Genomic DNA, 18,388 nt, shown 5'->3' on the forward strand with positions numbered 1-18,388 from the left:
CGGCGCGGCGGATCAGGGCAGTCGGGAGAACCAGCGCATCGAGCCGGCTGCCGCACCCATCGCGAAGACGAGGCCGAGGCCGATGAACCGGGCCGAGACGTCCTGGCGTTCGGTGCGGTAGCCGACCGAGCTGCCGATGTCGTCGTAGACGGCGCGCAGCTCGTCGATGGTGCTGGCCTCGTGGAACATCCCGCCGGTCTCGTCGGCGACCGCTCGCAGCGTCTGCCCGTCGACCGGCACCTGGATGGGCCGTCCGCCCCGGTCCACGAATCCGGACGGGGTGCCGAAGGAGATCGCGTGCACCGGCACCTTCGCCGTCACCGCCTCCGCCGCCGCCTCCATCGGGTCCATTCCCGAGGTGTTCGCCCCGTCGGAGAGCAGGATGATCCGGGCAGGCGGCGGCTCCTTCGCGGCCTCGCTGTCCAGGCTCTTGACCGCGCCCAGCGAGGTGTTGATGGCCTCGCCGATCGCAGTGCCCTGCACCCCGGTCACACCCTCGGCGAGCCGGCCGATGCCCTCGTCCAGGGCATCTCGGTCGGTGCCGGGCGGCACCAGGACGGCGGCGCTGCCGGCGAACGCGACAAGCCCCACGTTGAACTCGTCCGGCAGGCCCTCGACGAACCGCCGGGCCGCCTGTTTGGCCGCCGCCAGCCGGTCCGGTTCCACGTCGGTGGCGAGCATCGAGGTGGACACATCCACCGCCACCATCACGGTGGCGCGTTCCCGGGGCACCCGAACCTCGGCGCTGGGCCGGGCGAACCCGACCACGAGCAGCGCCAGCATGGCCAGGAACAGCCCGGCCGGGACATGTCGGCGCCAGGCCGGCCGCTCGGGCGCCACCCGGTCGAGCAGCCGCAGGTTGGTGAAGCGGACCGCGTACCGGCTGCGTCCGCGCTGGATCACCAGGTACGCGACGATCAGGGCGAGCACACCGAGCAGCAGCCAGAGCCGCAGCGGGGACTCCCAGTTCACGCGGCACCTCCCCGGGCGACCCCGGCCGGCGCGGCGGCCAACCGTCGCTGGGCGTGCACGTGCCGGACGATGTCCGCGCCCCAGTCCCGGTCGGTGCGTAGCGCCAGGTGGGTTGCCGCGCTGCGGCGCAGGGCCTGGCGGACCTGCTCACGCTGGGCGACGGCGGCCGCGGCGTACCGCTCGCGCAGCCGACGGTCCGATGTGCACACCTCACGACAGCGGCCGGATTCCGGATCGACCAGTGTGATCAGGCCGACGTCGGGCAACTCCAGCTCGCGCGGGTCGGTCACCTCGATCGCCAGCACCTGGTGGCGGACGGACAGCCGGCGCAGGGTCGCCTCCCAGGGCGGCGGGTGGTCGGGGTCGTCGGGCAGCCCGTCGAGGAAGTCCGAGACCACCACGACCAGGCCGCGCTGGTTGGCGACCCGGTGCAGCGCGTCGAGCCCGTCCGCCAACTCCGGCGATCCGACCGACGACTGGTCGCTGGGACCGGACGTGCGCGGGGCGGTCAGCAGCATGCGGAGCAGACCAAGCAGATGGGTACGCCCGCTGCGGGCGGGGAAACGGCGTACCCCGTCGGCACGCAGCACCTGCGCACCCAGTCGGTTGCCGACGCCGGCGGTCAGGAAGCCCACCGCCGCCACCGCGGCCACCGCCAACTCCCGCTTGTCCAACTCGGCGGTGCCGAACTCCATGCTGGCACTGCCGTCGACCAGTAACCAGGTGGTCAGTTCCCGGTCGGCGTCGACCTGCCGGACATGCGGCACGGCGGTCCGGGCGGTCACCGCCCAGTCCATCCGGCGGACCTCGTCCTCCCCCGGCCGGTATTCGCGGCTGCCCGCGGGCTCGCTGCCCGGCCCGGGAAGCAGGCCACGGTACTGGCCGTGCAGCAGACCGTTGAGCCGCCGGGTGACTGTCAACTCCAGACGCCGCAGTCGCTGATCCGGGCTCAGCTCGGCCAGGCCGGGATCCGGCGGCACGGCCACCGGCGCGAGGCTGGCGCGCCTCATGCCGCCGCCAGGTCCGGCGTCTGCTGCGGATGCCCGGTCGCCACCCGGGGCGGCGGAACCGCCTCCACCAACCGGCGCACCAGGCTCTCGGCCGAGACCCCGTCGGCGACCGCGTCGAAGGAGAGCACCAGCCGGTGGGCGAGGACGTCGACCGCCAACTCCCGGACGTCCTCGGGCAGCACGTACTCCCGTCCACGCAGGAGCGCCTGCGCCCGGGCGGCCGCGACCAGCCCGAGGGTGGCGCGGGGGCTGGCACCGTACGCCAGCAGTGGCGCGATCTCCGGCAGCCCGAACCGGCCCGGGTCACGGGTGGCGAGGATGAGCCGGACGACGTACTCGGCCAGCGCGTGGTGGACGAAGACCTGCTCGGCGCGGCTCTGCAGGTCCTGCAACCGTTGCGCGTCGAGCACCTGACGTGGGCTGGGCCGGTCGGTGCTCATCCGGTAGAGGATGGCCAGTTCGTCGGCGTCGCTGGGGTAGTCGACCACCACCTTCATCAGGAACCGGTCGCGCTGCGCCTCGGGAAGCTGATAGACGCCCTCCGACTCGATCGGGTTCTGGGTGGCCAGCACCAGGAACGGCGACGGCACCGGCCAACTGCGGCCGCCGATGGAGACCTGCCGTTCCGCCATCGCCTCCAACAGCGCCGACTGGACCTTGGCCGGGGCGCGGTTGATTTCGTCGGCCAGCACCAGGTTGGCCATGATCGGGCCCAGTTCGATGTCGAAGGTCTCCTTGGAGGCCCGGTAGATCCGCGTGCCGACGATGTCGGAGGGAACCAGGTCCGGGGTGAACTGGATCCGGGAGAAGGTGCCACCGACCACGGTGGCGAGGGTCTGCGCGGCAAGCGTCTTGGCCACGCCGGGGACCCCCTCCAGGAGGCAGTGCCCGTTGGCGATCAAAGCGGTGAGCAGGCGTTCGACGAGTCGATCCTGCCCGACGATCACGCGTTTGACCTCGAAGAGCGTCTGTTCCAGCTCGACGCCGGTCGGCTCGGGATCGACCGGGCTGGGCATGCTGGCCAGGGTGTCCGAGATGTCCGTCACGGTGCTTGCTTCCCGGGCGGAGGGGGCGGCAAACGTCGGATTGTGAGCACCGGACCGGCCCGTTGTGCCCCGGATGAGGACGAGCCGCCCGAACGGGGGACGACCGGGATGAGCCGGCCGCAAGAGTGCGTCGACCCCGAGCCGGCAGGGCGAGGGTCGACGGTGACGAGGTGCGCCGGGCGGACACGGCGCGGCCCCCGCACACCGGTGCGGGGGCCGGACGTCGGTCGGTCAGGAAAGGTGGACAACCAGGTGGAAGCCCAGGTCGGTCGGGGTGCCGGCCGAGTTGCGGGTCTGCACGAAGACCGCGTTCGGCGTGCTGAGCCGGGGCGCGACCGAGACCTCGCCGCCCGGCGGGATGCAGCAGGAGTCGGCCCGGCCGACCGAGGCCACGAAGACGCCGGCCGTGACGACGTGGCTGAACTGCACCTCGTACTGCCCGGCGCCGTACTTGATGACGGTGCCGGTGCCACGCGCCTTGGTGCCGTTGGAGTTGACGACGACGATGGTGGTCGAGGCGACGAGCGTGCTCGCCTTGGCGTTCAGCGCGGCCTTTGCCTTGCGGGCGGACTCCGCCGTCACCGGCGGTTGGGTGTTCGTGCTGCGTGCAGCCGGCTGGGCTGCCTCGACCGGGGCCTTCGCCGTCGGTTGGGCGACGGCGATCCCACCTCCGGCGAGGGTGAGCCCCAGGACGGCGAACGTGACCGCCGCCGCCTTACGTCGGAAGGATGTGCTCATGACAGGTCCCCCTTGTGTGACCGTGCGAATTCGGCCGACCCGCGGGGCGGGACGGATAACTGCCAGAAAATAGGGTTGAGGACGACGCGTAACCGATTGAAGCTCTGACCTACACCTGGTCCGAGCTGGCATTACTACTCAGAGTTGCGTCGCTTTGACCAGGTGAAACGTAGCACCGCAAAAAGCTGAGCGTCAATAGTTGATCTCGCTTTATCGGGTTGGCGACCGACCTTCATATAATTGCGAAATGTGAGCGGCCCGCCATTCACGAATGGGACGGAACAGAAGACCGTTAGGCTGTTCGCCATGATCGTCGATGCCCTGCCCACGCCTACCCGCCGCCGCGCGGCACCGGTCGGCACGGCGCTCTGCTGGCTGGCGATCGGGCCGACGGCTGTCTGGGCCGCCCTACGGCTGGGCGGGCTGGACCGGGGGCCACTGGTGCAGGCGCTCGCCTTCACCCCGTACGTCGCGGGATGGAGCGTGCTCGCCCTCGCACTCGCCATCGCCCTGCGGCGCTGGTGGCCGGCGGCGGTCGCGGCCCTGGCCGCGGTGGCGCTGCTCGGCGCGGTCGCGCCCCGTGCGCTGGCCGCCTCGCAGCCGGCGACGACCGGCCCCACCATCCGGGTGCTCACCGCCAACCTGCTCGCCGGCTCCGCCGACGCGGCCACGCTCGTCGAGTTGGTCCGGCGGCACCGGGTCGACGTGCTCACCGTGCAGGAGTTCACCCCGGACGCGCAGGCCGCCCTGGACCGGCTCGGCCTCGACCAACTGCTGCCCCACCGGCAGCTCAACCCGCACATCGGCACGCCCGGCTCCGGGCTCTACTCGCGGTGGCCGCTCAGCGACGTCGGCATTCGGCACAATCGCGGCGGCTGGGGGTTCAGCCAGGCGTACGGCACGGTGGCCGTCCCCGGCGCTCCCCCGGTCCGTGTCGAGTCGGCCCACCCCTCGGCGCCGTCCGCGCTGGACCAGGTCGGCGCCTGGCGTGCCGACCTCGCCGCCCAGCCACCGGCCACGCCGGACGGTGAGCTGCGGATCCTTGCCGGGGACTTCAACGCCACCCTCGACCACAGCCCGCTGCGGGCGCTGCTGGGCACCGGTTACGTGGACGCGGCCGACGCCGTCGGGGAGGGGTTGACCGGCACCTGGGGTCCGTACGACGGCGACCTGATCCCGCCGGTCACCATCGACCATGTGTTTGTCGACCGGCGCATCGCGGTCCGCTCGCTGACAGTGCTGGCCCTACCCGGCAGCGACCACCGCCCCGTCCTGACCACCCTCCGCCTCCCCACCCCCTAACCCGCTCCCCGCTCCCCGCTCCCCGCTCCCCGCTCCCCGCTCCCCGCTCCCGCGATCTTGCACTTGATGTCGCGACAATGGTGCACAAAAGCCGCATAACGGCGACACAAAGTGCAAGATCGCGGGGGCGAGGGGCGGGCGAGGGCGCGGAGGGGCGGGGCGGGGCGGGCGAGGGGGCGGGTTAGACGGAGGCGGGGGCCAGGCCGTAGGTGAGGGCGTCGACCAGGGCGTGCCAGCTCGCCTCGACCACGTTGTGGTGCACGCCCACGGTGGTCCAGTCCCGGCCATCACCGTCGGAGGTCTTCAGCAGCACCCGGGTGACCGCGCCGGTGCCGTGGCTGCCCTCCAGGATCCGCACCTTGTAGTCGGCCAGTTCGAAGTCGCGCAGCTGCGGATAGTGCCGGGTCAGCCCCACCCGGAGCGCCTCGTCCAGCGCGTTGACCGGGCCGTTGCCCTCGGCGGTGGCGATCACCCGCTCGCCGCGTACCCGGATCTTCACCGTCGCCTCGGAGACGACGGCGCCGTCCTCCCGGTGCTCGACCAGCACCCGGTACGACTCCAGGGTGAACGGACGGGCCGGGCTGCCCTCCGGCAGTTCGGAGCGGACCAGCAGCTCGAAGGAGGCGTCCGCGGCCTCGAAGGACCAGCCGGCGGCCTCCAACTCCTTGACCCGCTTGGTGACCCGGGTCAGCGTCTCCGGACGGCCGGCCAGGTCCAGGCCGAGCTCACGGCTCTTGAGCTCGATGCTGGCCCGGCCGGCCATCTCGGTCACCAGGATCCGCATGTCGTTGCCCACCACCGACGGGTCCACGTGGTTGTAGAGCAACGGGTCGACCTTGATCGCGCTCGCGTGCAGCCCCGCCTTGTGGGCGAAGGCGGCGGCCCCGGCGTACGCCTGGTGGGTGTCGGGGGCGATGTTGGCGATCTCGGCGATGGCGTGCGAGACCCGCACCATCTGCGCCAGGCAGCCGTCCGGTAGGACGGGCATGCCCAGCTTGAGTTGAAGGTTGGCGACGACCGCGAAGATGTCGGCGTTGCCGGGGCGCTCGCCGTATCCGTTGGCGGTGCCCTGGACGTGGCGGACGCCGGCCTCCACGGCGGCGATCGTGTTGGCGACCGCGCAGGAGGTGTCGTTCTGCGCGTGCATGCCGAACAGCCCGGCGTCGACCCCGAGCCGGCTGGTGAGGTCGACGATCGCGGCGGTCACCTGGGACGGCAACATGCCGCCGTTGGTGTCGCAGAGCACCATGCGCTCGGCGCCGGCGGCGAGCGCGGTCTGCACCACGGCCGCGCCGTACGTCGGGTCGTGCCGGTAGCCGTCGAAGAAGTGCTCGCCGTCGACGAAGACCCGGCGGCCCTCGCGCACGAGGTGGGTGACGGTGTCGTGGATCATCGCCAGGTTCTCGGCGCCGGTGGTGCGCAGCGCTCGCTCGACGTGGCGGATGTCGGCCTTGGCGACCAGCGCGACCGCCGGGGTCTGCGCGTCCAGCAGGCCGCGCACCTGGGGGTCGTCGGCGACCGCGACACCGGCCTTGCGGGTGGCGCCGAACGCGACCAGCACGGCGTGCCGCAGGTCGAGTTCGGTGCGCGCTCGGCGGAAGAACTCGGTGTCCTTGGGCACCGCGCCCGGCCAGCCGCCCTCGATGAAGCCGACGCCGAACTCGTCGAGCAGCCGGGCCACCGCCAGCTTGTCGACCACCGAGTAGGTGAGCCCTTCGCGCTGGGCACCATCACGCAACGTCGTGTCGTAGACCTGGAACGTCATCAGGGTCCTTTCTCGGAGCAAACAAAAAGACCTCCCGCGGATGCGGGAGGTCTGCGCGCTCGGCGGAGGGGGATGCCGGCGCGCTAGGTCGCAATAATCAGGGCGGTGCTGGTCACGTCCACTACTCTGCCACCGCTTCCCCGTTTCTGGGAGGAGCAATCCACATCGCGGGACGCGCCGAGCGGCGCGGCGGCACGCGTCGCCGTTTCCGGCCCCCGGCCGCCGGGTAGCTCGTGGGGGGACACACCACCGACGCCGAGACGATCGGCGACAGTCAGGAGTGAACGGCATGGACAGGATCGATCCGCACGCCACCCACGCCGGGCCGGACCCGCTGCGCGGCGGCGACCAGGGCACCATTCCCGGCGGTGCACCGGCCGGCACCTTCGGCCCCTGGCGCTACCGGGACCAGGCCGAGGTGGCCGACGCCGACCTGGTCGGATACAAGGTCGAGGCCACCGACGGTGGCATCGGCAAGATCGACAGTGCCAGCCACGAGGTGGACGGCAGCTACCTGGTGGTGGACACCGGCCCGTGGATCTTCGGGAAGAAGGTGATGCTGCCGGCCGGAACGGTCAACCAGGTCGACCACGACCAGCGCACCGTCTCGGTCGACCGCACCCGCGACCAGATCAAGGCCGCCCCCGAGTACGACGAGACCAGCCACAGCGACCCGGCGTACCGGGACCAGCTAGGTGGCTACTACGACGAGACGTACGGCGCACTCCCGCCCGGCACCGCTCGGTAGCCGATCGAACCCCGACGGCCGGTGGGACGCGGCCCCACCGGCCGCTACGGTGTGAGCGTGGACGCCATCGACGACAACCGACGCATCCCACTGCCCGCGACCTTCAACTTCCGCGACGTCGGCGGCTACCTCGGCCACGACGGCCGCGCCGTACGCCGGGGCCGGCTCTTCCGCTCCGACTCCCTGCACCGCCTCGACGAGCAGGACCGGGACGCGTTCGCCGCGATCGGCATCCGCACCGTCATCGACCTGCGCCGGCCGACCGAGGTGGAACGTGACGGCCGGGTGCCGGCCTACCAGGGGCTGACCTACCGGAACATCCACCCGGAGCACGAGGACTGGGCCGCCACGCCGCACGAGGAGGGCGCCGACCTCGCCCGCTACCTCGCGGACCGTTACGCCGACCTGGCCCAGACCGGCACCGCCGGCCTGGCCGAGGCGATCGGGCTCATCGCCGACTCCTCGAACGCCCCGGCGGTGGTGCACTGCGTCGCCGGCAAGGACCGCACCGGCATCGTCTGCGCGCTGACCCTCGCCGTGCTGGGCGTCGACGACGCCGACATCGTCGCCGACTACGCGCTCAGCACGGAGGCGTCGGCCCGGTTCAGCGCCTGGCTCACGGCCACCCTGCCGCACGTGGTGGACGTGCCAGCGCCGTTCCTGGCGTCACCCGCCGAGGCGATGCAGATCTTCCTGGACGAGCTGCGCGAAGGGTACGGCTCGGTCGAGGCGTACCTGCGTCACGCCGGGGTGACCGACGAACAACTCGCCGCGCTCCGCGACCACCTGCTCGACGCATAGGCCGTCGAGGTCTGTGCCGGCCCGACCGTTCGGACGGGCCGGCGCGTGACGGAGGTCAGAGGACCCGCTGCACCCAGCCCTGCTCGTCGGGGGCCTTGCCCCGCTGGATGTCGACCAACTGCTGACGCAGTGCCATGGTGACCTGGCCGGGCTCGCCGCCGCCGATCAGGAACTCGCCGTCCGGGAAGCGGACCCCGCCGATCGGGGTGATGACCGCGGCGGTGCCGCAGGCGAACACCTCGCGGAGCCGGCCGCTGGCCGCGTCGGCCTGCCAGTCGGCGAACGCGACAGGCCGCTCCTCGACCCGGTGACCGGCAGCCCCTGCCAGCGTCAAGACCGCGTCGCGGGTGATGCCGGGCAGGATCGTGCCGGTCAGCGGCGGGGTGACCACCGTGTCGTCGTCGTAGACGAAGAAGACGTTCATGCCGCCCAACTCGTCGACGAACCGGCGCTCCACCGCGTCCAGGAAGACGACCTGGTCGCAACCCGCCTCGATGGCCTCGGCCTGGGCCGCCAGCGACGCGGCGTAGTTGCCGCCACACTTGGCCGCGCCGGTGCCGCCGGGCGCGGCGCGGGTGTAGTCCGGTGAGACCCAGACGGTGACCGGCTTGACCCCGCCGGTGAAGTAGGCCCCGACCGGCGACGCGATCACCATGTAGAGATATTCGTTGGCCGGGCGGACGCCGAGGAAGACCTCACTGGCGAACATGAACGGCCGCAGGTAGAGGCTGCCGTCCTCGCCGGTCGGGATCCACTCCCGGTCGATCTCGATGAGCTTGTGCAGCGAGTCGACGAAGACCTCGGGCGGCAGCACCGGCATCGCCATCCGCTGCGCCGAGGTGGCGAAGCGGGCGGCGTTGGCGTCCGGCCGGAACATGGTCACGCCACCGTCGGCCGTCCGGTAGGCCTTGAGCCCTTCGAAGATCTCCTGCGCGTAGTGCAGCACGGCACTGGCCGGGTCCATCGGGATCGGCGCACGCGCCTCCACCCGGGCGTCGTACCAACCCTTGCCGTCGGCGTAGCGGACGGTGACCATGTGGTCGGTGAAGACCCGGCCGAACCCGGGGTTGGCCAGCAGAGCGGCCCGATCGGCGGCGGATACCGGCGCGGGATTCGGACGGATCTCGAAGTCGAGCATGTCACCACCGCTCATCGCGCTGACCTCCCTGCGGGACAACGGCGTGCGGGATCGCACGCCGACATGGCTGTGCCAGAAACTTACCCCGAACGGTCGTTCAGCGGAAAGCGCCGCTCGGGGCGGGCGGAGTGCCCGGACAGGCGGGGATACCGCCCCGGCGTTGGGAGGCCGGGGCGGTCAGGCTACGGCGTGTGCGGCGAGGCGGTCGCCGACCTCGGCGGTACGCAGGGCGACGCCCGGGGTGCGACCGGCCAGCTCGGCGGCGACCGCCGCGTTGACCCGGGAGGCCGCCTCGGCGTGCCCGAGCTGCTCCAGCAGCAGCGCGGCGGAGAGCACCGCGGCGACCGGGTCGGCGACGCCCTGCCCGGCGATGTCCGGAGCGGAGCCGTGCACCGGCTCGAACATCGAGGGGTACGCCCCCTCGGGGTTGATGCAGCCGCTGGCGGCCAGGCCGATACCACCGGTGACCGCGGCGGCGATGTCGGTGAGGATGTCGCCGAACAGGTTGTCGGTGACCACCACGTCGTAGCGCTGCGGCTGGGTGACCAGGAACATCGCGGCCGCGTCGACGTGCTGGTATTCGGTGTCGATGTCCGGGTGCTCGGCGGCGACCGCGTCGAAGGTGCGCGCCCACAGCGACCCGGCGTGGGTCAGCACGTTGGTCTTGTGCACCAGGGTGACCTTGCGCCGTTCCCGGCGGCCGGCCCGCGCGAACGCGTCACGGATGACCCGCTCCACGCCGTGCCGGGTGTTGAGGCTCTCCTCCGTGGCGACCTCGGCCGGGGTGTCGCGGTGCAGCGACCCACCGGCGCCGGCGTAGAGACCCTCGGTGCCCTCGCGCACCACCACCAGGTCCACCTCGCCGGGCTTCACGTTGCCCAGCGGGCCGGCGACACCAGGCCAGAGCCGGGAGGGGCGCAGGTTGACGTACTGGTCGAAGGCGAACCGGAGCTTGAGCAGCAGCCCGCGCTCCAGGACCCCCGGCGGGACCGTCGGGTCGCCCACCGCGCCGAGCAGGATGGCGTCGTGCCCGGCCAGCTCGGTCAGCACCGAGTCGGGCAACACCTCTCCGGTACGGTGCCAGCGGGCGGCACCGAGGTCGTACTCGGTGGCCTGGACACCGCCGGGCAGCACCGCGTCGAGGACCTTGCGGGCCTGGGTGACCACCTCGGGTCCGATGCCGTCCCCGGCCACCACCGCGATCCGCGCCACGACCGCACTCCCTACGTCGACTGCCCTTGTCCGGGCAACGGTACGTCCCCGTCCCGATTCCCGGTACGCAGCTTCCACAATATGGGAATGCTGATCCACAGCATCCTCTCAGCCAGGACCCATGTGGGAGTCATCTCCGCTGCCTACGGTCGACGTCAGCGGGTCAGGAGACCCGCGAACGGCGACTCGCCAACTGCGAGGGGGCAGATGCCATGCGGATCGACGAGCAGCCACGGACCCGCTGGCCGGACCCGTCCGCATTCCGCAACCGCCGGCCCGACCTCCGGCTCGGCAGTCGCCGACACCGGATCGACGCGGCCGGCGCCGCGCAGGGCCGGATCGCCGTTCAACACACCGTGCAGACCGCGACCGCCGAATACACCCTGCTGCTCAACGCCCCCGAGTGGCTCGGCCGCCGGGGCGTCGGCGAGGCGCTGCGGGACAGCGTCGCGGAGTTGCGCGCCATCGACCTGACCTATGGCCCGAACCGACCGGAGAGCCTGGTCTCCAAACTGCGCCGGGGCGAGATCAGCCCCGAGTCGTACCCCCCGCTGGCCGACCTGGTAGACCGCTGCACCGCCATGCGCGCCGCCACCGACGGTTGGTTCGACGCCTGGGCGGTGCCCGGCGGCTTCGACCCGGGCGGCCTGCTCGGCGGCTGGGCCGTGGAACGCGCCGCCGCCCGGCTGCGTGCCGCCGGCATTCACGACTACGCGGTGCTGACCGGCGCCGACCTGGTGGTCCGGGGCCGGGCGCCGCACGGCGGGCCGTGGCGGGTGGCGGTGCACCACCCGACGGCGCCCGACCGCGCGCCGCTGGTGCTGGAGATGACCGCCGGCGCCGTCGGCACCTCCGGGGTGACCGGTCGACAGGGGCATGTGGTGGACCCGCACACCGGCGAGCCGGCCACTCAGCTCGCCGCCGCCACCGTCGTCGGCCCGGACCTGACGGTCGCTGACGCCTACGCCACCGCGCTCTACGCCGCCGGCCCCACCGGCCTGGCCTGGTTTCGTGGTGGCTCCGACTATCGCGCGCTCTTCGCCCACCGGCACTGAACTCGCCGCACGAGCCCCGTCTCCCCGCGGGTGCTCCGGCCCGATTCGCACCTCGGCCGCCCACGCGGTCGGCCGGTCGGGCTGCGATCGGCCCCCACCGCCTCGGCAACGGCTGTGGGGGCCGGTCAGCGACGAGTGCGCGTGGCTTGCGCAATCGAGGGGTGCGGACCGGTCGGACCGGACGTCGGCCGCGCCACCCGAAGACGGGCCGGCGCCACGACCTCGGCCAGTGAACGCAGTCGTACGCTAGCGAATCGACGCAACTCGACGCAAGAGTCTCCACAGCGGACTGTCACGAACGGCACGTCACCGGGTCGGCGATCAGCCTGCGGCGAGGCAGTTTCGACATGGTGAACGGCGGATGGCACGCTGTCCGCCGTGAGTTTCGATCTGAGTGTGTGGGCCCTGGAGGACGGGGCGACGCCCGAGGACGTGCGGGCAGCGGTCGATGGTTGCCGGCAGGGGCAGCACGTGGACCGTTACCCGGACCCGCGAGTTGTCGGCTTCTACCGGGCGATCACCGCCTCCTATCCGGACCGGCACCCCGGCCCGGACAGCCCGTGGGCCGTCGCGCCCCTGCACGCCGCCCACGACCATGTCGAGTTGAAGCTGCACCCGACCTGCGCGGACCAGGTGCTGCTGGACATCGAGCGGCTGGCCGGCGCGCACGGGCTGATGCTCTTCGACCCACAGGACGGCTCGGTCTACCCGCCTCCGGCCCGGCTGACCAACTGACCCGACCGGGGTCGGGCCGTAACCCACCCCGGGTACGACAGAGGGGCCCGGCGTGACGCCAGGCCCCCCGTGGTGTTGCCGTCGACTACTCGTCGCGCAGGTCCGCCGCGCTGGCAGCCGTCGCGCCGATCGAGTCTGCCGCGGAGGTGAGCAGGTCGGCGCCGAGCGCCTGGTCGACGGTGAGCGTCATCAGCGTCTCGCCGCCCGCCTCACGCCGGGCAACCTGCATCGCGGCGATGTTGATGCCCGCCTCGCCGAGCAGGGTGCCGACAACGCCGACGACGCCCGGCCGGTCGGCGTAGCGCAGGAAGAGCAGGATGCCCTCCGCGCTGATCTCCACGTCGAAGCCGTCCACCTCGGTGAGCTTGATGATGTCCCGGGCACCCGAGTGGGTCACCGTCCCGGAGACGCTGACCGTCCGGCCGTCCGGCAGCGCGCCGCGTACCGTGACCAGGGTGGGCTGCTCGGCCGTCTCGGCCAGGCTCGCGAGGGTGACCTCGACGCCCCGCTCGGCGGCCAGGTGCGGGGCGTTGACGTAGGTGACCTGATCCTCGACCACGGAGCTGAACAGCCCCTTCGTGGCGGCCAGCTTGAGCACCGACACGTCGTGGCCGACGATCTCGCCGCGAACCTCCACCGTGACGCTGGCGGCCACCCCGCCGGCGACCGCGGTGAACGCCCGGCCCAGCTTCTCGGCCAGCGGCAGCAGCGGCCGGACGTCCTCCGCGACCAGACCGCCGGCCTGCACGTTGACGGCGTCCGGAACGAACTCGCCCTGCAACGCCAGCTTCACGCTCTTGGCCACGGCCAGGCCGGCCTTGTCCTGCGCCTCGTGCGTGGAGGCGCCCAGGTGCGGGGTGGCCACCACGTTGTCGAAGGCGAACAGCGGCGACGAGGTGCAGGGCTCCTTGGAGTACACGTCCACGCCGGCCCCGGCGACCCGGCCCTCGGCGATGGCGTTCGCGAGCGCCTGCTCGTCGACCAGACCACCACGGGCGGCGTTCACGATTCGCACGCCCGGCTTGACGATCGCCAGTTCCTTCTCACCGATCAGCCCCATCGTCTCCGGGGTCTTCGGCAGGTGGATGGAGATGAAGTCACTCTCGCGCAGCAGCTCGTCGAGCCCGACCAGGCGTACGCCGAGCTGCGCCGCGCGAGCCGGCTGGATGTACGGGTCGTACGCGATCAGCCGGGTGCCGAACGCGGCGATGCGAGACGCGAAGAGCACTCCGATGCGGCCGAGCCCGACCACGCCGACGGTCTTGCCCTGCACCTCGACGCCGGTGTACTTCGACCGCTTCCACTCCCCCGCCTTGAGCGCCGCGCTGGCGCTCGCGGTGTTGCGGGCCACGGCGAGCAGCAGGGCGACTGCCTGCTCGGCGGCGGAGACGATGTTCGAGGTGGGCGCGTTGACGACCATCACGCCACGCGCGGTGGCCGCCGGCACCTCGACGTTGTCCAGTCCGATGCCCGCGCGGGCGACCACCTTGAGTCGCGGCGCGGCGGCGATCGCCTCGGCGTCGATCTGGGTCGCGCTGCGCACGATGACGGCGTCGGCCTCGGAGAGCGCCGAGAGCAGGGCCGGACGGTCGGTGCCGTCGACGTGACGGACGTCGAAGTCGTGGGCGAGCACCTCGATGGCGGCGGGGGCGAGTTCTTCGGCGATCAGTACGACAGGAGTCATCGGTCCTCGTAGAGGTCGTGTATGCGATCGGCCCGGGCGGCAGGGCGCCGCAATGCGTCCTGCGCTGACCGTGCCGTGGCTGTCAGGTGCCGGCTACGAGCACCTACCCGCGATCGTAGGGCCCCGTTGGCCGGCATGTTCCGGTCTGTGAGGTGAGGGCCCTCACACGCCCGCTCGGGCGACGGACGGGGCCCGTTAACGGGACCGACATCAGGTTGTCGCACGGTCGACCGCTGCCGGGGCCAGCACCGGTTCCGGAGGGAGCGGTCCCGCGGCGGGTCGGCCCGCGCCGATCGGGCGCGTTCGCCGCGGTCCGGCAGAGGCGTTGATCACCCGGTCTCAGCAAGTGAGCATCGGCAGCGGCCACGTGCACGGCCGACGGCCGGTGACCCGCGCTGGGGAGAGCGCCCGGTCACCGGCCGTCGGTGGACCATCCACCGCTCGGGACGGCTGGACGGTGCTGCGGAACCTGTCAGGCGGTTTCGGTGATCGGGCGGTCGACCCAGCTCATCATGCCGCGCAGCTTCGCGCCGGTCTCCTCGATCGGGTGCGCCGCGCCCTCGGCCTGCCACTTGGTGAAGTTGGGCCGGCCCGCCTCGTCCTCGGCGACCCACTCGCGGGCGAACTCGCCGGACTGGATCTCACCGAGGATCTTGCGCATCTCCTCCTTGACCCGGGCGTCGATGATGCGCGGGCCACGGGAGAGGTCGCCGTACTCGGCGGTGTCGGAGATGCTGTACCGCATCTTCGCGATGCCGCCCTCGTACATGAGGTCGACGATCAGCTTCAGCTCGTGCAGGCACTCGAAGTAGGCCACCTCCGGCGCGTAGCCGGCCTCGGTGAGCACCTCGAAACCGGTCTGCACCAGCGCCGCCGCACCGCCGCAGAGCACCGCCTGCTCACCGAAGAGGTCGGTCTCGGTCTCCTCGGTGAAGGTGGTCTTGATCGCACCGGCGCGGGTGCCGCCGATCCCCTTGGCGTACGCCAGCGCGAGCGCGAGCGCGTTGCCGCTGGCGTCCTGCTCGACGGCGACCAGACAGGGCACGCCCTTGCCGTCGGAGTACTGGCGACGAACCAGGTGGCCGGGGCCCTTCGGCGCGACCATGGCGACGTCCACCTCGGCCGGCGGCTTGATCAGGCCGTACCGGATGTTGAAGCCGTGGCCGAAGAAGAGGGCCTTGCCCGGGGCGAGGTGCGGGGCGATCGACTCGGTGTAGAGCGAGCGCTGGGCGGTGTCCGGCGCGAGCACCATGATCACGTCAGCCTCGGCCGCGGCCTGCGCCGGCGTGAGCACCCGCAGGCCCTGCTCCTCGGCCTTGGGACGGCTCTTCGAGCCCTCCGGCAGACCGATCACCACGTCGACGCCGGAGTCGCGCAGCGACAGCGCGTGGGCGTGGCCCTGGCTGCCGTAGCCGATCACCGCGACCTTCTTGGCCTGGATCAGGCCGAGGTCGGCATCGTCGTCGTAGTAAACCTCAACGCTCATGAGACTTCCCTTTCGTACGACGGCCCGGGCGGCCCGTCGTGGTGTGTGCGGATGGGTTCGGAGGACGGCCCTTCGCCAGGGCCGACCGGCGGCGGGTCAGGCGGCCCGCAGGGCGGGACCGGCGGTGATCGAACGCGAGCCGCGCCCGATCGCCACCAGCCCGGACTGGACCATTTCCTTGATGCCGAAGGGCTCGAGGTCGCGCAGCAGCGCGTCGAGCTTGTCGGGGGTGCCGGTGGCCTCGATGGTCAGCGTGTCCGGTGCCACGTCGACCACCCGGGCGCGGAACAGGTTGACCGTCTCCAGCACCTGGGTCCGTGCGGACCGGTCGGCGCGGACCTTCACCAGCAGCAACTCCCGGGCGACCGAGACCTGCGGGTCCAGCTCAACGATCTTGAGCACGTTGACCAGCTTGTTGAGCTGCTTGGTGACCTGCTCCAGTGGGGACGACTCGGCGTTGACCACGATCGTGATCCGGGAGACGTCCGGGTTCTCGGTCTCGCCGACGGCGAGGCTGTCGATGTTGAACCCGCGCCGCGAGAACAGGCCGGAGACGCGGGCGAGCACGCCAGGCTTGTTCTCCACGAGCACGGACAGGGTGTGCATGGTCACTGCGTCTCCTTTGTCATGCCCTCATGGCCCTCGCTTCGCTCGGTGCATTCGGTCATGACTAGATGTCGTCCTCGTCGAAGGCCGGGCGAACGCCGCGGGCGAACATGATCTCGTCGTTGCTGGTGCCGGCGGCGACCATCGGCCAGACCATGGCGTCCTTGCCGACCACGAAGTCGATCACCACCGGAGCGTCGTTGATCGCCATGGCCGCGGCGATGGTCTTGTCCACGTCGTCGGCGTTCTCACAGCGCAGCCCGACGCAGCCCAGGGCCTCGGCGAGCTTGACGAAGTCGGGAATGCGGTGCTTGTGGGTGCCGAGCTCGGTGTTGGAGTAGCGCTCGTTGTAGAACAGCGTCTGCCACTGCCGGACCATGCCGAGATTGCCGTTGTTGATCACGGCGATCTTGACCGGGATGCCCTCCAGCGCGCAGGTGGCCAACTCCTGGTTGGTCATCTGGAAGCAGCCGTCGCCGTCCACCGCCCACACCACCGTGTCCGGCTTGCCGACCTTCGCGCCCATCGCGGCCGGCACCGCGTAGCCCATCGTGCCGAGCCCGCCGGAGTTCAACCAGGTGTACGGCTTCTCGTACGAGATGAACTGGGACGCCCACATCTGGTGCTGCCCCACCCCGGCCACGAAGATCGCGTCCGGACCGACGATCTCGCCCAGCCGCTTGATCACGTACTGCGGGGAGAGCGTGCCGTCGGACGGCTCGTCGTAGCCCAGCGGGTAGCGGTTGCGCAGGTCGTCCAGCTGGGTCCACCAGTCAGCCAGGTCGGTGGTGTGCCCCGCCGACCGCTCGACGGTCACCGCGGCGATCAGCTCGTCGATGACGTGCCTCGCGTCGCCGACGATCGGGACGTCCGCGTGCCGGTTCTTGCCGATCTCGGCCGGGTCGATGTCGGCGTGCACCACCGTCGCGTCCGGAGCGAACGAGTCCAGCTTGCCGGTGACGCGGTCGTCGAAGCGGGCGCCGAGCGCGACGATCAGATCGGCCTTCTGCAGGCCGTACACGGCGGCGACGGTGCCGTGCATGCCGGGCATCCCCAGATGCTGCGGATGCGAGTCGGGGAAGGCGCCGAGCGCCATCAGGGTGGTGACCACCGGGACGCCGGTCAGCTCGGCGAGCCGGCGCAGCCCGTCGGTGGCGCCGGCCTTGAGCACACCGCCACCGACGTAGAGCACCGGCCGGCGGGCGGCGGCGATCAGGCGGGCCGCCTCCCGGATCTGCTTGCCGTGCGGGTTCAGGGTGGGCCGGTAGCCGGGCAGGTCCAGCGTGGGCGGCCAGACGAAGGTCGTCGGCGCCTGGAGCACGTCCTTGGGGATGTCGACCAGCACCGGGCCGGGCCGGCCGGTGCTGGCCAGGTGGAACGCCTCCGCCAGCACCTGCGGGATCTCCTCGGGGCTCTGCACGAGGAAGTTGTGCTTGGTGATCGGCAGGGTGATGCCCTGGATGTCCGCCTCCTGGAAGGCGTCGGTGCCGATCGACGGGCGGGCCACCTGGCCGGTGATCGCCACCATCGGCACCGAGTCCATGTACGCGTCGGCGATCGGCGTGACCAGGTTTGTCGCACCCGGGCCGGAGGTCGCGATGCAGACGCCGACCTTGCCGGTGGCCTGCGCGTACCCGGTCGCCGCGTGACCGGCGCCCTGCTCGTGGCGGACCAGGATGTGCCGGACGCTGGAGTCGTAGAGCGGGTCGTACGCCGGCAGGATCGCGCCGCCCGGGATACCGAAGACGACGTCGACGCCGAGCGCTTCCAGGGACCGCACCAGCGAACCGGCGCCGGAGACCTCGGTCGGGGCGGATGGCCGTACCGCCGGGGCGGCCGGAACGGCGGCGGCGCGTGCGGCGGGGTCGACGGTGCCGGCCGGCTCGGCCGCGCGGGCCCGCCGGGCGGTGTGGGCGAGTGTCTCGGGCGTGGGTCTCGTCATGGCGGTTCTGGCCTTCGGCTGGAATGGCTGGGGCTTGTTCAGCGATGCGGCGACGGGCGGGGCCCGTCGCGACAGGTTCCGACGGCAATAAAAACGGCCCTCGTGCAGATGCACGGGGCCAGCGCACTCTCGGTGAGGGAGAGTGCGC

The 18,388-nt window shown here is 71.8% G+C and carries 16 protein-coding genes; 5 read left to right on the top strand and 11 right to left on the bottom strand.

Features of this window, described 5'->3' with window-relative positions; genetic code table 11:
- Positions 1-12 precede the first annotated feature (12 nt).
- The 4 genes from ABZ780_RS11755 to ABZ780_RS11770 all read right to left on the bottom strand — a co-directional run bounded on the left by ABZ780_RS11755 (position 13) and on the right by ABZ780_RS11770 (position 3,766).
- Positions 13-972 carry a VWA domain-containing protein gene (locus ABZ780_RS11755; RefSeq protein ID WP_357011417.1) on the bottom strand — a complete coding sequence of 320 codons (960 nt, stop codon included), beginning with the start codon at positions 970-972 and terminating at the stop codon, positions 13-15.
- Positions 969-1,952: a DUF58 domain-containing protein gene (locus ABZ780_RS11760; RefSeq protein ID WP_357011615.1), complete on the bottom strand. Its 984-nt coding sequence runs from the start codon at positions 1,950-1,952 to the stop codon at positions 969-971. Before ABZ780_RS11760 ends, ABZ780_RS11755 begins: the two co-directional genes overlap by 4 nt.
- A gap of 26 nt (positions 1,953-1,978) precedes the next feature.
- Positions 1,979-3,028 carry a MoxR family ATPase gene (locus ABZ780_RS11765; protein ID WP_357011415.1) on the bottom strand — a complete coding sequence of 350 codons (1,050 nt, stop codon included), beginning with the start codon at positions 3,026-3,028 and terminating at the stop codon, positions 1,979-1,981.
- A 231-nt stretch (positions 3,029-3,259) separates the two neighbouring features.
- On the bottom strand, positions 3,260-3,766 hold the full coding sequence (locus tag ABZ780_RS11770) for a hypothetical protein (RefSeq protein WP_357011413.1): 507 nt from the start codon (positions 3,764-3,766) through the stop codon (positions 3,260-3,262).
- A 306-nt stretch (positions 3,767-4,072) separates the two neighbouring features.
- On the opposite strand from ABZ780_RS11770, the gene ABZ780_RS11775 reads away from it, so the two are divergent.
- A complete protein-coding gene (locus ABZ780_RS11775; protein WP_357011411.1) occupies positions 4,073-5,068 on the top strand; it encodes an endonuclease/exonuclease/phosphatase family protein in 996 nt (331 codons plus the stop codon).
- A 181-nt stretch (positions 5,069-5,249) separates the two neighbouring features.
- Here the strand turns inward: ABZ780_RS11775 and cimA are convergent, their stop codons facing one another.
- Positions 5,250-6,833, bottom strand: coding sequence for a citramalate synthase (gene cimA / locus ABZ780_RS11780; protein WP_357485759.1), 1,584 nt, complete (start codon positions 6,831-6,833; stop codon positions 5,250-5,252).
- A gap of 289 nt (positions 6,834-7,122) precedes the next feature.
- Here cimA and ABZ780_RS11785 point away from each other — a divergent pair, with 289 nt between their 5' ends.
- Together ABZ780_RS11785 and ABZ780_RS11790 are read left to right on the top strand one after the other, a co-directional pair.
- Positions 7,123-7,581, top strand: coding sequence for a PRC-barrel domain containing protein (locus ABZ780_RS11785; RefSeq protein WP_357485761.1), 459 nt, complete (start codon positions 7,123-7,125; stop codon positions 7,579-7,581).
- A 57-nt stretch (positions 7,582-7,638) separates the two neighbouring features.
- Complete coding sequence (locus tag ABZ780_RS11790) at positions 7,639-8,382, top strand: tyrosine-protein phosphatase (protein ID WP_357011407.1); 744 nt, start codon at positions 7,639-7,641, stop codon at positions 8,380-8,382.
- 55 nt (positions 8,383-8,437) lie between these two features.
- Here ABZ780_RS11790 and ABZ780_RS11795 read toward each other — a convergent pair whose 3' ends face one another.
- Together ABZ780_RS11795 and ABZ780_RS11800 are read right to left on the bottom strand one after the other, a co-directional pair.
- Positions 8,438-9,535 (bottom strand): branched-chain amino acid aminotransferase, encoded by a 1,098-nt coding sequence (locus tag ABZ780_RS11795; protein ID WP_357011405.1) that lies wholly within the window; start codon positions 9,533-9,535, stop codon positions 8,438-8,440.
- A gap of 162 nt (positions 9,536-9,697) precedes the next feature.
- On the bottom strand, positions 9,698-10,732 hold the full coding sequence (locus ABZ780_RS11800) for a 3-isopropylmalate dehydrogenase (protein WP_357011403.1): 1,035 nt from the start codon (positions 10,730-10,732) through the stop codon (positions 9,698-9,700).
- Positions 10,733-10,944: 212 nt separating this feature from the next.
- Here ABZ780_RS11800 and ABZ780_RS11805 point away from each other — a divergent pair, with 212 nt between their 5' ends.
- Together ABZ780_RS11805 and ABZ780_RS11810 are read left to right on the top strand one after the other, a co-directional pair.
- The gene (locus ABZ780_RS11805; protein WP_357011401.1) at positions 10,945-11,787 is read left to right on the top strand and encodes an FAD:protein FMN transferase; all 843 of its coding nucleotides are present in this window, start codon (positions 10,945-10,947) and stop codon (positions 11,785-11,787) included.
- 378 nt (positions 11,788-12,165) lie between these two features.
- On the top strand, positions 12,166-12,522 hold the full coding sequence (locus tag ABZ780_RS11810) for a hypothetical protein (RefSeq protein WP_357011400.1): 357 nt from the start codon (positions 12,166-12,168) through the stop codon (positions 12,520-12,522).
- A gap of 85 nt (positions 12,523-12,607) precedes the next feature.
- On the opposite strand, the gene serA is transcribed toward ABZ780_RS11810, so the two are convergent.
- The 4 genes from serA to ABZ780_RS11830 form a co-directional block, all read right to left on the bottom strand.
- Positions 12,608-14,206: a phosphoglycerate dehydrogenase gene (gene serA / locus ABZ780_RS11815; RefSeq protein WP_357011398.1), complete on the bottom strand. Its 1,599-nt coding sequence runs from the start codon at positions 14,204-14,206 to the stop codon at positions 12,608-12,610.
- Positions 14,207-14,678: 472 nt separating this feature from the next.
- Positions 14,679-15,692, bottom strand: coding sequence for a ketol-acid reductoisomerase (gene ilvC / locus ABZ780_RS11820; RefSeq protein ID WP_357011396.1), 1,014 nt, complete (start codon positions 15,690-15,692; stop codon positions 14,679-14,681).
- A 96-nt stretch (positions 15,693-15,788) separates the two neighbouring features.
- On the bottom strand, positions 15,789-16,304 hold the full coding sequence (ilvN, locus tag ABZ780_RS11825; protein ID WP_089017348.1) for an acetolactate synthase small subunit: 516 nt from the start codon (positions 16,302-16,304) through the stop codon (positions 15,789-15,791).
- A 58-nt stretch (positions 16,305-16,362) separates the two neighbouring features.
- Positions 16,363-18,240, bottom strand: a complete 1,878-nt coding sequence (locus ABZ780_RS11830; RefSeq protein ID WP_357485762.1) for an acetolactate synthase large subunit — start codon at positions 18,238-18,240, stop codon at positions 16,363-16,365.
- Positions 18,241-18,388 lie beyond the last annotated feature (148 nt).

Origin of the sequence: Micromonospora sp. NPDC047467, assembly GCF_040643095.1 — a bacterium.
Lineage (GTDB): Bacteria > Actinomycetota > Actinomycetes > Mycobacteriales > Micromonosporaceae > Micromonospora.

Coding starts and splice junctions, on each gene's coding strand:
- ABZ780_RS11770 (WP_357011413.1), bottom strand. CDS start 3,766: ATGAGCACATCCTTCCGACGTAAGGCGGCGGCGGTCACGTTCGCCGTC.
- ABZ780_RS11775 (WP_357011411.1), top strand. CDS start 4,073: ATGATCGTCGATGCCCTGCCCACGCCTACCCGCCGCCGCGCGGCACCG.
- cimA (WP_357485759.1), bottom strand. CDS start 6,833: ATGACGTTCCAGGTCTACGACACGACGTTGCGTGATGGTGCCCAGCGC.
- ABZ780_RS11785 (WP_357485761.1), top strand. CDS start 7,123: ATGGACAGGATCGATCCGCACGCCACCCACGCCGGGCCGGACCCGCTG.
- ABZ780_RS11795 (WP_357011405.1), bottom strand. CDS start 9,535: ATGAGCGGTGGTGACATGCTCGACTTCGAGATCCGTCCGAATCCCGCG.
- ABZ780_RS11805 (WP_357011401.1), top strand. CDS start 10,945: ATGCGGATCGACGAGCAGCCACGGACCCGCTGGCCGGACCCGTCCGCA.
- serA (WP_357011398.1), bottom strand. CDS start 14,206: ATGACTCCTGTCGTACTGATCGCCGAAGAACTCGCCCCCGCCGCCATC.
- ilvC (WP_357011396.1), bottom strand. CDS start 15,692: ATGAGCGTTGAGGTTTACTACGACGACGATGCCGACCTCGGCCTGATC.
- ABZ780_RS11830 (WP_357485762.1), bottom strand. CDS start 18,240: ATGACGAGACCCACGCCCGAGACACTCGCCCACACCGCCCGGCGGGCC.